Genomic DNA, 15,652 nt, shown 5'->3' on the forward strand with positions numbered 1-15,652 from the left:
AGCAAACCAAAACTTCATTGATTATAACGATATTGTTTCGAAGGTCTGTAGCGCTTGGAATGGATTTCTTGAGTGCAAAGATCGCGTCACAAAAATGTGTACAAGAGATTGGATTGACCTGATCAGTTAATTTTCCGGATTGGTATGAGTCTTATTATTCGTCTCAGAGTTTGTAGAGGCGCTTTACGTTGATCACGAGCTCTGATATTCCGACACTTATTATTAAGCTCTGCTCTCTCTAGCAGCGCTTGATTACGTAAGTTTATACTTGTGGCTATTGGTTCGTTGATTAACTTTTCCTGAGCGTCTTGAGAGCTCTATCTCCTACTAATTTGAACTGGCTGATAAAGATGCCTCGTTTCTAATAACAAGGTTTTGTTGGTCGGTAACTCTTGCTATCTCCCTCTACTTAATAGATTAATCTACAGGCAGTTACGTGAACTCCCCGGTTATAACGGTTTATAGTTGGAACGTTGATGGCTATTTAATTGTTAATTCAACGTGACTTTAAGTGGGCATCTGTCTGCGGGTAAATATCTTTAAGCGCCTTCTCTCAAGCTGATCTCCATTTGTTCTTGAACTTCAAGGTATCACTTTTCTCTATGACTCCTCTCGAACCTATTATAAGGACTTGTTTATAAGAATGGTAAAACTACGTACAGACACAACTAAAGTCGTTTTCCGTGTGTTTGAGAAGCCCAGTTGAGCAATTTCATGGTTAGTTGGTATTGGGCAGGTAAGTGTTTGATGAGCTTGGTTTATAGCTATTGTAGAAGTTATCTAGGGTTAAATAGCAGATACAAAAAAGCCGATGCTAGACATCGGCTTAGTTTGAGTCGCTTAGAGTTAAGCGGGTTGAACTAGAGCGAGCGCTTTACGAGAAACCTCGTGAGCTGCTTTCGTTAAGTTTTGCTTCTCTAGTGCGTCAGATAGGTATCCGTAATCTGAAACATTTGAGCGAAGTGCTAGGGCTTTTTCGAAGTGGCTTTGTGCTTCCGCCCACTTCTGCTCTCTTAAGTAGAACTGAGCCAGCGCGCTGTGTGCTTCGGCATTACCACTGTCTTTACTAATTGCACGTTCTAGCATGACCACTACTGGGTGGTGATCGGATAAGTTCAGCTCTGGAAGCAACATGTAGAGTTCATTTGACCCACTCTTTGCAATGTTCTCTTTGATCACAGTGAAGGCTTCTGAGTCAGCTTTGCGAGCGATAAGTTGCTTCACAAAGCAGGATACAAGGTGCGAACTTTGTTTCTGTTTTCTTGAAAGCTTGTTCCAATGGCTGATTAAACCTTCGCTACCTTGCTGTTGTGCCACATCATGAAGTAGCCCACATTGTGCTTTCTGCTCTAATTCACGTTGCTCATCAGCTGTTAGAAGTTTGTTCTTAACTAATTTAGGAGTTAACTCTAGCAATGGCTGCCATAACTTCAGTTGCAAGTAAGTGGCTTTTAACAGGCCAAGTACAGCAGTGTTATTAGGGTATGTGCCTTTTAGGGTCGAAAGTGTATCGAATGCAGCTTCGTAGTTTGACTCGCTGATTTGCTGTTTAGCTTTAGTTAGCTCAACCGCTAGTAGAGAGTCGTCCTGTTGGCTAGCAAGCTCGATGTACTTATCTCGCTCACTTGTATTACCTTGTTCGTGTGCCGCTTGAGAAGCGACTAAATAACAAAGTAGAGGCATGTCGTGATGGTTAGCCCAACGAGTTACTTTCTTCTCAGCGCCTTTCCAGTCACCTTCAAGTAGCTTGATAATGCCTTCATTGGTATAACGACGAGAACGTTTCAGCTTACGAACACTGAACCAGTTCCAAGTTGTCGAGCTTGCGTACATAAGCTTTTTAAATAGGTACTCTAAGCCGAATAGAGCCGCTAGAAGAGCAATGACAAAGATAACCAGTGTTGTCACGCTCATCTCAATAGTCTTATTCGCAATTGAGATCAGAACGTAGCCTTGTTGACCAGAGAACTGAGTACCAACAATTAACCCAGCACCTAGAACGAGAAAAAGAAAAATCCAACGAATCATTATTTTTCCTCCGTGGTCATAACGGTGACTTCACGACGTAGGCGCTCACGTATCACATCTGACAACTCATTTTGAGATTCAAGCTTTACAGGGTATTTCACAGAGATGTTCTGTTCACTTAGCTGTTTAATCGCTTTCTCAAATTCAATCACTGAGTTGTTATCTTGGTTTAGATACGCTTTCGACCACTCGCTAGCGGTATTAAGAGCTGCGCTATAGAGTTCACCTTGTTCTTTGTAGACGGCGCGAATCGCGGTTTCTAATTTACCTTTGATGTTTTCACGCAGGTAGAAGTGTTGTTCAGGAGAGAGTAGAGGGATAACTTCGCCATCACGACTACGGAAGGTAATGAAGTTTTCTGAGAAGTCTTTCATCGACGTCATCAGGTTGTTCTGCCAATCATTAATATCTTGCGATACGGCTTTTTTCTCAACAGCGGTAGCCTCAGGCAGGATTGCATTGGCAAGCGGCAGCGTATCGACTTGTTGTTGTAGGCTTGTGATGCGTAGAACTAAGCCGTCACGGTCGATAAGAGGAATAGTGCGAAGCTTAGTAATGTCATTGGTCATTGATTGACGCAGTGACACTAAGCTCGGGTCATTCAGTGCGGCGATACGTTGATCGGCGCTTTCCATTAGTTTGGTTGCACTAACGGCATCATGCTCGAGGAACAGTTTACGTCCTGCTAGTTTCACAAGGTAATCAGCTTCAGCAAGCAACCAGTCATTCGGGCGGCGACCTTTCACGTCAGCCACTGCTAACTGCAGGCTTTGAATGCTCTTCTGCTGTTGAGATTGCACGACCTGAGTTTTCTCCACCGCGTGTGAGGCTTCTTGGATAGTCTCTTGCTTGATGGTTTGTAGGTCTTTATTTACCGCAGATTGGGTATTTTGAAGTTGTGCTTGAAGAGCGGCTATTTGAGCCGAGTATTCAGCGCTCTTTTGCTGCATTTGAAATGCGATACCGCCACTGAAGATAATTGAAATAGCGATCGCAATAGCGCCTAGTTTGACACCGCGCTTACCTTGCTTTTCTGCTTTCTCTATTTGCTCTTTATGCTCAGCTTGAGGCTGCTCATTTTTAGCGGTATTTGAAGCAGAGGCATCAAGCTTCTGTTCAGGTTGTTTTGTCTCTGTAGAGTCAGCTTTTTCGTTTTCAACAACTACTGGCTGAGTATCTTGTTTCTTTTCAGGTTCAATATGCTCATTATTTTTTTTGCTTGTCATGCTTATTTCCTGTTTCTAGCTAGGGCCGGAGAGCAGCCAGTAATATTTGGTTCGTAGCACTGTGAGTATTGGTCACATTCGAGAAGCCGAGTTGTTGTGCTCGTTCTACAATGCGCTGGCTTGGGACAAATAGATGTCTTGTTGAAAGCCAAGCCAAATACTCATCAGGGGTAATTGAGCAGAGATACTCCAATTGTTCCTGACTAGTGATGACAACTTTGGACGTTTTTTTGTTTATCCATGTTTGATAGGTATTGTGGTCGCTAATAGGAATATATTCTCTACGGTAGGTCTCACAATAAGAGACTTGTGCACCTCGATTGAGTAGAGAATCCCTAATGAGCTCACGCCCACCATTGCCACGTAGTATCAAAATGGACTTATTTTCTACGCCATTAAGTTCAGTAAGTTTAAGAAGATGTTCACTATCACTAACTTGAGGATAGTTTACTTTTTGTTTACAGACTTTGCTTAAAACGTGCGCAGTTTTTTGACCAACGCCAAGATAAAGCGGCGAAGTAGGCCAAATGGATGAGGTTTTTGAAAGGATGCTTTGGGCAGCCGCCACGGCGTGGTGACTGACTGCAATAATGATATCGCTGTTATTAAGCTGGGTGCTTAAATCCGCAGAGTTGGGATTATCCACGATACGAATCAGCGGATGATGGATTGCTTGAACCCCTTCATCCGCTAGTTGTTGGCAAAGCGATTGTCCCTCTGAACCGGGACGAGTCACCAACACTGTCATGATTATTCTTGGTCAACGTAGAGCTTGGTTAAGATTTCTCTCGCGCCATCATCCAGCAATTGATTTGCCAGAGTCACGCCAAGTGCTTCTGCATCTTTGCGAGGGCCAGAGATCTCACCACGAACCATCTTAGAACCGTCCGGTTCACCAACTAATGCACGTAGCCAGATGTTTTCGTCATCTAATAATGAGTAGCTGCCGATAGGAACCTGACAGCCACCTTCTAGGGTAAGGTTCATTGCACGTTCGCACAGTACACGATCAGCCGTGTCTTTATGATTCAGTGGTTCAAGGAGTTTAATCAGACGCTCGTCATCAAGGCGACACTCAATACCAACAGCGCCTTGGCCAACAGCAGGGAGAGACTGCTCTGGTTCGATGAAGCTACGAATACGCTCTTCTAGCTCTAGACGTTTAAGACCTGCAGCAGCCAGTACGATCGCATCGTATTGACCATCATCGAGTTTACCTAGACGAGTACCAACGTTGCCGCGCAGCTCTTTGATGATCAGATCTGGGCGGTATTCTAACAGTTGGCATTGGCGACGCAGACTGCACGTACCCACGACAGCACCTTGTGGGAGTTCGTCGATGTTGTTGTAAGTGTTTGATACGAAAGCGTCACGCGGATCTTCGCGCTCACAAATTGTTACCAGACCTAGACCTTCAGGGAAGTCGACAGGTACATCTTTCATTGAGTGAACCGCTAGGTCAGCACGACCTTCTAGCATGGCTACTTCAAGTTCTTTAACGAACAGTCCTTTACCACCCACTTTAGCAAGCGGAGTGTCTAGGATGATGTCACCTTTGGTCACCATAGTTACCAACTCAACCTCTAAACCAGGGTGAGCAGCTTGCAGTGCATCCCTTACAAAGTATGCCTGCCAAAGGGCAAGAGGGCTTTTTCTGGTCGCGATACGGATTGGTGCTGAATTTGTCATGGTGTTTCCGATATAGGTTCTGTAATAGCCTAATCCTACCATTATGAGGCGAGAATTCTTACTGTTTGATCATTCCATACTTTGATAGCTGAGAGATTTTCATGAGTTCACCAAAATAGTGTGATTAGTATCTCATTTGAAACATGGGCTATTATTAGAAATAGTCAATAAAGAGGACACTACGACGCCGTGAGTTTAACTTTCTGTCATCAAGGAATTGACCAGTATGACGGGTTCCTTTGCTTTACCATTAAGGGTAAAAGTGTTAAATTGATCACGTTTTGTTGCTCCTTTCGTTCAGTAACTAAACAGAACTGCACTTAACCTCAAACCAAGGACTTACCTTGCAGGCTTACACTCAAACTTTGATTCAACGATTAGACAATCTAAATCAGCAGCGCATTGATCGTGCGTTGGCGTTGATGAATGTGCAAGGCCAGCGAGTATTCAACCTTATTCCCGCACTGCTTCACTTCAATCACCCGATGATGCCTGGTTATTATGACCAACAAGTTCCTTTTGGAATTCGTAGCTTCACGCTTAATGAATTCCAAAAGCAATTTGTCTCTGATACCGAATTAACGCTGGGTGGCAAACTCACCGAAGCTGATGAACCAGCAATCCTTGGCTTGTACACCATGGGTAGTACTTCTTCTATTGGTCAAAGCACTTCAAGTGATCTTGATATCTGGGTGTGTGTTTCCCCGGATATGGATGGCGCATCTCGCGATAGCCTAACCAACAAGTGTCTCTTGATTACCGATTGGGCTGAAACCTTGGGAGTAGAAGCGAACTTCTTCTTGATGGATGAAGAGCGTTTCCGTTCGAACCATTCAGAAGAGATGACCGGCGATAACTGTGGTTCTTCACAGCACTTATTATTGCTTGATGAGTTTTATCGCTCTGCGGTTCGTTTGGCTGGTCAGCGTTTGTTGTGGCAAATCATTCCGCCAGAAATGGAAGAGTGTTACGACGAGTATGTTCAAGGTTTGTGTCAGGATGGCTATCTTGATTGCTCGCAGTGGATCGATTTCGGCAAGCTGAATCGCATTCCCGCTGAAGAGTACTTTGGTTCAAACCTGTGGCAGCTCTATAAGAGTATCGACTCACCGTATAAATCGGTTTTGAAGGCGATCCTGTTAGAAGCCTATTCATGGGAATACCCAAACACCCAACTGCTGAGTATTGATACCAAGCGTCGCTTCTTCGCGGATGAACCGGATCTGTATGGCATGGATAGTTACTATCTGATGCTTGAGAAGGTAACGCGCTACCTAGAGCGTATTAACGACCATACTCGATTGGACTTGGTGAGGCGCTGTTTTTATCTTAAGACCCACGAGAAGTTGTCACGAGATGCGGGCATTGGCTCCGTTGCGTGGCGTCGTGAAGCCTTAACCGAGATGACTAAATCTTGGAATTGGGGACATGAAACCATTGCTGAGCTCGATAACCGCCGTAACTGGAAGGTTGAGCAGGTTAAAGTGGTGCACCATGCACTGCTTGATGCCTTGATGCTGAGCTATCGTAATCTGATTCAATTTGCGCGTCGTAACGACATCACTTCGGCAATCAGTCCACAAGATATCAGCATCTTGGCACGTAAGCTTTACGCTGCGTTTGAGGTATTGCCAGGTAAAGTGACACTGCTGAACCCACAAATCTCTCCGGATCTGCATGAACCCGACTTGAGCTTCATCGAAGTTCGTCAGGGTCAGTCGAATAAAGCAGGTTGGTACTTGTATAAGCAGCCACTGGTTGCACACCGCATTCTTGGTCAGCCTTCTCTAGAGCACCATGAGTACTTGAGTAAGTTGGTAGCATGGTCGTTTTTTAATGGCTTGATTACCGAGTCGACACGTTTGCACTCTGTGGTACGTGACGCTCACATCGATATCGATAAGTTCTATCAAATGGTGAGCGACCTGCGTAATACGTTTTCTTTGCGTAAGCGTCGCCCAAGTATGCAAGCACTGGCGAGCCCGTGTGAGATAAGCCAGCTAGCGATGTTCATCAACTTTGAAAATGACCCGACGTCTGAATTAAGTGGTCGTGCATTAAAAGTGGACCTCAAGAACGCCGATATCTTCAGCTTTGGTGAGGAAGGTAAGAGCTTAGTCGGCAGTGTCGACTTAGTTTATCGTAACTCTTGGCATGAAGTACGTACGCTGCATTTCCAAGGTGATACGGCAATGCTGGATGCGCTGAAGACGGTGCTTGGCAAAATGCACCAAGATGCTTTACCGCCAGAATCGGTTGATGTGTTCTGTTACAGCAAAAACCTGCGTGGTGTGATGCGTAACATGGTGTATCAACTGCTTGCTGAGTGTATCGATTTACGATTGAAACCGATTGAACCCGAGAAGCGCCGCCGCTTTAAGGCTATTCGTTTAGCTAATAAGATGTTTGGTCTGTTCTTCGAACGTCGTGGTGTGTCGGTACAGATGTTGGAAAACTCGGTCGATTTCTACCGTAGCATCTCAACCAATAAGCTCAAAGGCTCACCTTTACTGATGCTCGATAAAGAGCAAGAGTATCAGCTACCAGAAGTGGTGGATGGTTTTGCGAGTGAGGGCTTGATTCAGTTCTTTTTCGAAGATACCGACAAAGGCTTCAATATTTATGTATTGGACGAGTCGAACCAAGTTGAGGTCTACCACCAGTACAGCGGTGAAAAAGATGAGATGATCGCGAGCGTGAATTCTTTCTACACATCGGTAAAAGATGAGTCGAAGATGTCGTCTAAGTTGATTAACTTTAACCTACCTCAGTACTACCAAATCGTTCATCCTGAAGAAGGCAATTCTTACGTTGTGCCTTATCGTAACGATGCAACTTTAGCTTCTCGGAGCTCAAAGATAGTCAACATCTAGTCTTACTAAGCCCGATTGATATTGAAAAAGGAGTGATTGATTCACTCCTTTTTAGTTTTGCTTACAAATGATTAGACCCAATCGATCGCTTCACCTGCGTGCTTCACGCATTCTTCTTTAACCATCTCAAACAGCTCCATGCCCGTCTTTGAACATGTCCACTTGTCGTCAACTAGCTTGAAGTGAAAGCCACCAGATTTAGACGCTAACCAGATTTCTTTCATTGGTTCTTGGCGGTTAATGATGATTTGGCTGCGGTTCTCAAACTCCAGCGTCATCACGTTACCAGTCACTTCGTAATCAATATCTGCCTCTGATTCATCGATAGCTTCTTCGATGTTTTGCATCTGTATATCGACCAGCTGATGAAATTCAGTCTCGTTCATCCTTTCTATCCTATTGCTTTTCCTGAGTGTGGTGCGATTATAGGGGGCATTGAGTTAATAATCACGATATGCAAAATGAAAAAATTAATTGCTGCTCTATTTATGATGTCCGTTATTGGACTTTCTGGTTGTGGTCAAACGGGTCCTTTGTACGATCCTGATGAAGTTCAGCAAACCGAACAATCACAATAAGTGAAAACACGCAGAAATCGTTATTTATAAGGGATAAGAACTTTGGATTACTTCAACTATCAGGAAGATGGCCAGCTTTGGGCTGAGGACGTCGCACTTTCACAACTAGCAGAGCAATATGGTACACCGCTGTATGTATATTCTCGTGCAACATTAGAACGCCACTGGAATGCGTTTGATTCATCGGTTGGTGAGCATCCGCACTTGGTGTGTTATGCCGTTAAAGCTAACTCAAACCTTGGCGTGTTGAATACTTTGGCTCGTTTGGGCTCTGGCTTCGATATCGTTTCTGGCGGTGAGCTAGAGCGTGTGGTTGCTGCCGGTGGCGATCCAGCAAAAGTTGTATTCTCTGGTGTCGGTAAAACAGCCGCTGAAATGAAGCGTGCGCTTGAGTTGAACATTAAGTGTTTCAACGTAGAGTCTGAACCAGAACTAGAGCGACTGAATAAAGTAGCTGGTGAGCTTGGTGTTAAAGCGCCGATTTCACTGCGTATCAACCCAGACGTTGATGCGAACACTCACCCTTATATCTCTACTGGTCTGCGTGATAACAAGTTTGGTATCGCTTTCGACCGTGCTCCTGCTGTCTATGAGTTTGCAAAAACACTCGATAACTTGTCTATCCATGGTATTGATTGCCACATTGGTTCTCAGTTAACGGATATCGAACCTTTCATCGATGCAACCGATCGCCTGCTTGCGCTGATCGACCAGCTACGTGCTAACGGTATCAACATCAAACACCTTGATGTCGGTGGCGGTTTGGGTGTGGTTTATCGTGATGAATTACCACCACAGCCTTCTGACTACGCGAAAGCCTTATTGGCTCGCCTAGACAATCATTCTGATCTAGAGCTGATTTTCGAGCCTGGAAGAGCGATTGCTGCTAACGCTGGTGTATTATTAACGAAAGTCGAGTTCCTCAAGCCAACAGAGCACAAGAACTTTGCCATCATCGATGCAGCAATGAACGACCTAATGCGCCCAGCACTTTATCAAGCTTGGCAGGATATTGTTCCTGTTAGCCCTCGTCAGGGTGAAGCTGTGACTTACGATTTGGTTGGCCCAATCTGTGAGACAGGCGATTTCCTAGGTAAAGATCGTGACCTTGTTCTTGAAGAAGGTGATCTGCTAGCAGTTCGTTCAGCGGGTGCTTATGGCTTCGCGATGTCATCTAACTACAACACTCGTTCGCGTGCGGCTGAAGTGATGGTGGATGGCGATAAAACTCACTTGGTTCGTCAGCGTGAAGAGCTTACGAGTCTGTGGGAACTTGAAAACATTCTTCCGGAGTAATTTTAAGCGTTATGCACTTCCACTTTTCTAAAATGCATGGTTTGGGCAATGATTTCATGGTCGTGGACTGCATTACTCAAAATATTTTCTTTTCTCCAGATTTGATCCGTCGTTTGGCGGATCGTCACACTGGCGTGGGCTTTGATCAGCTACTTGTGGTTGAGGCTCCCTATGATCCAGAAACTGATTTCCATTACCGCATATTCAATGCGGATGGCAGTGAAGTGGAGCAGTGTGGCAATGGTGCACGTTGTTTTGCACGATTCGTTCGCATGAAAGGCTTAACGAATAAGTACAGCATCAACGTGAGTACCAAGAAAGGTAAAATGGTTCTCAAGATTGAAGAGAATGACCTGATCACGGTGAACATGGGCATTCCTGAGTTCGAACCCGGCAAGATTCCATTCAAGGCCAAGCAGCCAGAGAAGACGTATATCCTAAGAACGGATGTACACACCTTATTCTGTGGTGCGGTAAGCATGGGTAACCCACATGTGGTTACCGTGGTTGATGACGTCGACACGGCTGATGTGGACACCTTAGGCCCACTACTTGAATCACATGAACGTTTCCCTGAGCGTGTTAATGCTGGCTTTATGCAGGTCGTTAACCGTGAAGAAGTTCGTCTACGTGTTTACGAACGCGGCGCGGGTGAAACTCAGGCATGTGGCAGCGGAGCGTGTGGCGCAGTTGCAGTGGGTATCACTCAAGGCTTACTGGCTGAGAATGTGAAGGTTCGTCTACCAGGCGGTGACTTACACATTAGCTGGCAAGGCCCGGGTAAACCTCTGTTTATGACCGGCCCTGCAACGCATGTGTTTGATGGTCAACTTTCTTGCTAATAACGACCCAAAACAAATATATTCATAAAAATAAAGGATAGGTTTTGTCTTACGTTGAAGCCGACGCACTCACCGCAGAAGTGGTCGCGGAATATTTACGTGATAACCCAGATTTTTTCCAAGACCGAAAAGATTTGGTTGATCGCCTTGCTATCAATAACGTTGAGCAGGGCGCTGTTTCTCTGGTTGAGGTTCAGCTTAAACGCCAACGTCATCGAATCGAAGAGCTTGAAGAAGAGATCACTGGCTTGATGTCGTTGGCAGCAAATAACGATAAAACCTTCTATGAGTTTATGGATCTGCAAGCGCAAGTGCTGAAATGCAGTGACTTCATGCAGGTGATAAAAGCCGTTGAACAAAAAGCGTTAGATCTTGGGCTTAAGGCTCATGTTCGTATTCTTTCGCAATCTGGCTTTTATCAGTTGAGTGCTGAGGGTTACTCTAAGTTTTCGCTTAACCATTTCAATGGCAAAGATGCTTATCTTGGACGCTTGAGAAAAGCCGACAGACACGATTTGTTTGGTGATTATCCAGTTCCAGAGCTAGGCTCTTATGTAGTACTACCGCTTGCTAAGCAGTCTCCATTGGGTTTGCTCGCCTTTTCTAGTGAAGATGGCGGACATTTCCAACCCCATATGGATACGCTCTTTTTACGCCATTTAGCACTTGTTGTCGCTCATTTGGCGGACACCTTACCTTGGCAGATAAATAATGAGCCTAGAGCCCAAAATACCTCTTCCTAACAGCCTTCAAAAGCCACTTTCTCGCTTCTATGAATATCTCCGAAGCGAGAAGGGACTCAGCCTACACACCCAACGTAATTACAAACAACAACTTGAAACCATGGCCGGTCATTTAGTCACTCTAGGGCTAAAGGATTGGGGTCAAGTCGATGCGGCGTGGGTCAGACAACTGGCCAGTAAAGGCATGCGTGAGGGAATGAAAGCGAGCAGCATTGCAACGCGCTTATCGTCACTGCGCAGCTTCTTTGATTTCCTTGTGTTGCGTGGCGAAATGACCGCCAATCCAGCCAAAGGTGTCTCTGCACCTCGCAAACAACGCCCTTTGCCTAAAAACCTCGATGTTGATGAAGTGGGTCAACTGCTTGATGTGAATGAGGACGATCCATTGTCGATTCGTGATCGAGCGATGATGGAGGTGATGTATGGTGCTGGATTACGACTGGCAGAACTGGTCGGCATCAATCTGAAAGATGTGTTGGGTCGACAAGGCGAAATCCGAGTGATTGGTAAAGGCGACAAAGAACGCAAAGCGCCTTTTTCTGGTTTAGCTAAAGAGTGGGTCGATAAATGGCTCAAAGTTCGTGGTGAATTGGCTTCACCGGGTGAAACCGCGCTGTTTGTCTCTAAGCTCGGGACTCGTATCTCTCACCGCAGCGTGCAAAAGCGCATGGAAGAGTGGGGCAAGAAGCAATCTGTCGCGAGCCACATCAGCCCGCATAAACTGCGTCACTCCTTTGCAACGCATGTGCTGGAATCGAGCCAAAATCTTCGTGCTGTGCAAGAGTTGCTTGGCCATGAAAACATCTCGACGACCCAAGTGTATACCCACTTAGATTTCCAACACTTAGCACAAGCTTATGATCAGGCTCACCCGAGAGCTCGTAAGAAGAATAAAGATTAGATTAAAGGGTTTACTATGCGAATTTATCGAGGGTTAAAGCCCATCAAAGCCATGACCTTTGACTTGGATGACACCCTGTATGACAACTGGCCTGTGATCATGAAGGTTGAGAAAGAGATGGCACAGTGGCTTTATCAAAAGCACCCAGTGTCGGCTTCTTTATCGCTTGAAGAGTGGCAGGGCATTAAGCAGCAAGTCGCATCTGAAAACCCAGCTTTGAAACATGATGTCACCGTGTGGCGTGAAACTCAGATTAAGAGTGGTTTGCTGCAATTGGGTTACTCTCTGCAGCAAGCAGAGCAAGCGGCTCGAGAGGGCATTGAGCATGCCTTGTGGTTGCGTAATCAAGTCGATGTCCCTCAAGAAACGCATCGAGTGATGACTGAACTTAGCCAACGTATTCCTCTGGTTGCGATTACCAATGGCAATGTCGATCCACACAAAATTGGCTTAGGGCTGTACTTTCAATTAATCCTTAAAGCCGGCCCTGATGGCAGAGCAAAACCCTATCCAGATATGTTTGAAAAAGCTCAGCAACACCTAGGTTGTGACGCTGAGAATATTCTTCATGTTGGCGATCACCTCAAAACGGATGTCTATGGAGCCAAGCAAAATGGCTTCCAAGCGTGCTGGTTTAATGACACTGGTTCCAATTTATACCGCTCCCCGAAGGCGAGTGTGCTCCCTGATGTTGAAATAGACCAACTTAGCGATCTTATGCGACTAATTTAATGGCTCGGTAAGCTTATTGTGTCGCATTTATGCTATTGAATTGTTACATTAGTCGCCTATAAAAGCCTGATTAGGCTAGGATAATTGGCGACTACTTTTTATCGATTCATTTCAGTCATAGCAGTGGTTGCGGGTTGTTACTTCACTCGATTTTGAACAAGGGTTGGCATGCAAACATTTACATTTCTCGCAAATACTGAGGCGTTATTTAGAGCTCAATTTGATCAGCGAGAATGGTGTGACAGCAAACAGTACCTTATTCAAATTTTCTCAGCTCAATCTTCAGATCTAGCTCGTCAAATCGCGGGTGTTGCCCTCAATCGTTTAAATAATGCGACGCTAATTGGCCAGAGTGCTCGTCATGTTATCTGTGATAATTGCCTTGAAAGTGCATGCACCTTAGTCATCATCAGTGAGTTCAACGAAACCCATCTAACCTCTGCGGTCCAGCCTTTTTCCGGCAATCCAAATCAAGACAGCCAAGACTTAGCTTTTCAGCTGCGCCTTACAGAAGAAACCAAAACGGTCATCAGCTTGTGCGATCAGGTTGAAGGGCGTGATTATCCTATTTATAGCGCTTTTGAAAATTTGCCTTACGCCTTGCCGATAGCTGGTGGACTGTGCCATGAGAATGAATTTGGCCGTTGGGTTATGTATAACGAGCAAACCTACCAGCACGCCTGTGTTGCTGTGGCTCTGACTAACCCAAGATTGAAGGTTTGGTCGGACGCGTACTCTGAGTGGAACCCGATTGGGATGAAGCTACGAGTCACACACGCAATCGGAAATCGCTTATACGCATTGAACGACAAGCCGGCTATTGAAGTATTCAAACATTACCTTGCGGATGGCAAAGACCTTCCTTTTAGTCAACTGATGAGCTTTCCACTTTATCGAGAACTTGGCAGAAAGAAGGGTATCTCGACGCCGCTACGTATTAATGATGATGGCAGTATTGAGTTTGATAGCCCTTGGCATGTCGGTGAAGAGGCGCAGTTTTGTTATAACCACCCATCGCTCACTGCAGAAAAGGTGCACCACGGTGCCGAGATGCTAGCCATGCATCAGCCTGAATCGGTGATCATTTATAACTGCGTATCTCGACTTGAATTTATCGACAGTAAACTTGAGCTCAAGCCATTTGAAGGGATAGTGAATACATGTGGTGCCTACTGCATGGGGGAGCTATACCGTAATGAAGACCGCCAAGAGATACTGCACCACAGCTTGACTTATATCGCTATGCGCGAGTCTGACGAGATTAAAGAGTTTCATTGCGAAGACTTTCAGTGTGGCTCAACCGTGTCGCCATTGCTTAACCTAGTCAGAAATGCAGTCGCTGATCTCGACAGTATGAATACTCAGATGGAAAAGAAACTCCATCAACAAGCGCGTCGCTTAACCGAAAGCTATCGCATTGACTCGCGTACTGGTTTGCCGAACCGTATCGTACTGAAAGAGCGCCTCAATACGATTCTGTTCAGTGAACATCTGCTGACCTTAAAGCTAACCAACTTCCATCAGGTTAACGAGAAGTATGGTTATCAAGTGGGGGATCAGCTGCTACTCGATCTGTCTAATCACTTTATCGAGCGATTACAGCTTCGTGTGGTTAAAGAGCCTCGCGTGAAGGTAGAGCTATTCAGTATTGGTGTTGGAGAGTGGGCGATTATCTTCAATGCTAGTGTTGGTAGTACGAAAATAAAAGAAGGTTTCGTTGAGTTCGCCGATGACATCGAACACATAAATTTTGAGCCATATGGTTTGGCTGATATTGATTACCTGTCAGTTTCTCTGTGTGGCGGCTTTGCTAGTCGTTGTGACTTCTTAACCGACAGTGGTGACCAGATCTTATTGAAAGCGATCGAAGCTCGACGCTATGGAGTACGTAACAATACCCACATCACCAATGCCAAAGATATTCAGGTGAGCGAAGAGGACCGCAAAGAGCAACTCGGTTGGTTGAGTTGTGTAAGTCGTGCGATTCTAGATCAGAACATCATCACCTATTCCCAGCCGATTGTGGAGTCGGTTACGCACGAAATGATTGGCCAAGAGTGTTTGGTCAGAATCATGGAGTCGGACGGTACTATTGTGCCACCAGGAAAGTTCTTACCTATCATTGCTGACACCCATCTTTACACGCGCCTTAGTCGACACATGATTAAGAGCACTATTGGCTATATGGCGGATAAGCAGAGCTCATTTTCTATCAATCTATCCCCACAAGATTTGTTGAGCGATAAGACGCTCGAGGTCCTTGAGGCTGCGATCAGTGGTATGAACGATCCTACTCGACTTGGTTTAGAAGTTCTCGAGTCTGAACAGATTAAAGATTATGGCCGCATGATTGAGGTGTGTGATCACTTCCGTGCGCTTGGGGCGAGAATCATTGTTGATGACTTTGGCTCTGGTTACTCCAACATCGAGGAAATCATTAAGCTTGAGCCACAGATCATTAAGCTCGACGGTAGCTTGATTCGTAATATCGACAAAGATCAAAAACAAAGAAACATAGCCTCTCAGTTGATTCGTTTGTGCCAAGTGTTCAATGCCAAAACGGTCGCTGAATTTGTCCATAACCAACAGGTTTGTGAGATAGCAGAGCAAATGGGTGTCGATTATCTGCAGGGTTACTACTTCGGTGAGCCTAAGCGACTGTTTTAGCAGTTAAAGCTTCCCGCATTGTGTAACGACTGGCTATAAAAGTACTGCGCCGCCATTAATGACTGCTTTTTGGCGGA

The 15,652-nt window shown here is 45.3% G+C and carries 13 protein-coding genes; 8 read left to right on the forward strand and 5 right to left on the reverse strand.

Annotated features, from left to right (window positions below; translation table 11 throughout):
* Window positions 1–846 precede the first annotated feature (846 nt).
* The 4 genes from AB4558_RS13230 to hemC are packed head-to-tail and all read right to left on the reverse strand — an operon-like array spanning window position 847 to window position 4,943.
* Entirely contained in the window at window positions 847–2,028 is a 1,182-nt protein-coding gene (locus tag AB4558_RS13230) for a heme biosynthesis protein HemY (RefSeq protein ID WP_017061005.1), read from the reverse strand.
* Complete coding sequence (locus AB4558_RS13235) at window positions 2,028–3,254, reverse strand: uroporphyrinogen-III C-methyltransferase (protein WP_372072723.1); 1,227 nt, start codon at window positions 3,252–3,254, stop codon at window positions 2,028–2,030. Before AB4558_RS13235 ends, AB4558_RS13230 begins: the two co-directional genes overlap by 1 nt.
* Before the next feature lie 19 nt (window positions 3,255–3,273).
* Complete coding sequence (locus tag AB4558_RS13240) at window positions 3,274–4,002, reverse strand: uroporphyrinogen-III synthase (protein ID WP_017061007.1); 729 nt, start codon at window positions 4,000–4,002, stop codon at window positions 3,274–3,276.
* A gap of 2 nt (window positions 4,003–4,004) precedes the next feature.
* The gene (gene hemC, locus AB4558_RS13245; protein ID WP_372072725.1) at window positions 4,005–4,943 is read right to left on the reverse strand and encodes a hydroxymethylbilane synthase; all 939 of its coding nucleotides are present in this window, start codon (window positions 4,941–4,943) and stop codon (window positions 4,005–4,007) included.
* A 344-nt stretch (window positions 4,944–5,287) separates the two neighbouring features.
* Between hemC and AB4558_RS13250 the strand changes: the two genes are divergently transcribed.
* Complete coding sequence (locus AB4558_RS13250; RefSeq protein ID WP_017063755.1) at window positions 5,288–7,816, forward strand: class I adenylate cyclase; 2,529 nt, start codon at window positions 5,288–5,290, stop codon at window positions 7,814–7,816.
* Between the two features lie 71 nt (window positions 7,817–7,887).
* Here AB4558_RS13250 and cyaY read toward each other — a convergent pair whose 3' ends face one another.
* Complete coding sequence (cyaY, locus tag AB4558_RS13255) at window positions 7,888–8,202, reverse strand: iron donor protein CyaY (RefSeq protein WP_017061010.1); 315 nt, start codon at window positions 8,200–8,202, stop codon at window positions 7,888–7,890.
* A gap of 75 nt (window positions 8,203–8,277) precedes the next feature.
* Between cyaY and lptM the strand changes: the two genes are divergently transcribed.
* The 7 genes from lptM to AB4558_RS13290 all read left to right on the forward strand — a co-directional run bounded on the left by lptM (window position 8,278) and on the right by AB4558_RS13290 (window position 15,575).
* Window positions 8,278–8,394 (forward strand): LPS translocon maturation chaperone LptM, encoded by a 117-nt coding sequence (lptM, locus tag AB4558_RS22030; RefSeq protein WP_017063757.1) that lies wholly within the window; start codon window positions 8,278–8,280, stop codon window positions 8,392–8,394.
* 42 nt (window positions 8,395–8,436) lie between these two features.
* Window positions 8,437–9,690 (forward strand): diaminopimelate decarboxylase, encoded by a 1,254-nt coding sequence (gene lysA / locus AB4558_RS13265; protein WP_017061012.1) that lies wholly within the window; start codon window positions 8,437–8,439, stop codon window positions 9,688–9,690.
* An 11-nt stretch (window positions 9,691–9,701) separates the two neighbouring features.
* Window positions 9,702–10,532, forward strand: a complete 831-nt coding sequence (gene dapF, locus AB4558_RS13270) for a diaminopimelate epimerase (protein ID WP_017061013.1) — start codon at window positions 9,702–9,704, stop codon at window positions 10,530–10,532.
* Between the two features lie 44 nt (window positions 10,533–10,576).
* Window positions 10,577–11,275 carry a DUF484 family protein gene (locus tag AB4558_RS13275; protein WP_017061014.1) on the forward strand — a complete coding sequence of 233 codons (699 nt, stop codon included), beginning with the start codon at window positions 10,577–10,579 and terminating at the stop codon, window positions 11,273–11,275.
* On the forward strand, window positions 11,244–12,176 hold the full coding sequence (xerC, locus tag AB4558_RS13280; protein ID WP_017061015.1) for a tyrosine recombinase XerC: 933 nt from the start codon (window positions 11,244–11,246) through the stop codon (window positions 12,174–12,176). The genes AB4558_RS13275 and xerC overlap by 32 nt, the downstream gene beginning before the upstream one ends.
* 15 nt (window positions 12,177–12,191) lie before the next feature.
* A complete protein-coding gene (gene yigB / locus AB4558_RS13285; protein WP_017068593.1) occupies window positions 12,192–12,908 on the forward strand; it encodes a 5-amino-6-(5-phospho-D-ribitylamino)uracil phosphatase YigB in 717 nt (238 codons plus the stop codon).
* A 168-nt stretch (window positions 12,909–13,076) separates the two neighbouring features.
* Window positions 13,077–15,575: an EAL domain-containing protein gene (locus AB4558_RS13290; RefSeq protein ID WP_017071799.1), complete on the forward strand. Its 2,499-nt coding sequence runs from the start codon at window positions 13,077–13,079 to the stop codon at window positions 15,573–15,575.
* Window positions 15,576–15,652: the final 77 nt, after the last annotated feature.

It is taken from the genome of Vibrio sp. 10N.222.51.C5, assembly GCF_041474575.1.
GTDB classification, from domain to species: Bacteria; Pseudomonadota; Gammaproteobacteria; order Enterobacterales; family Vibrionaceae; genus Vibrio; species Vibrio crassostreae_C.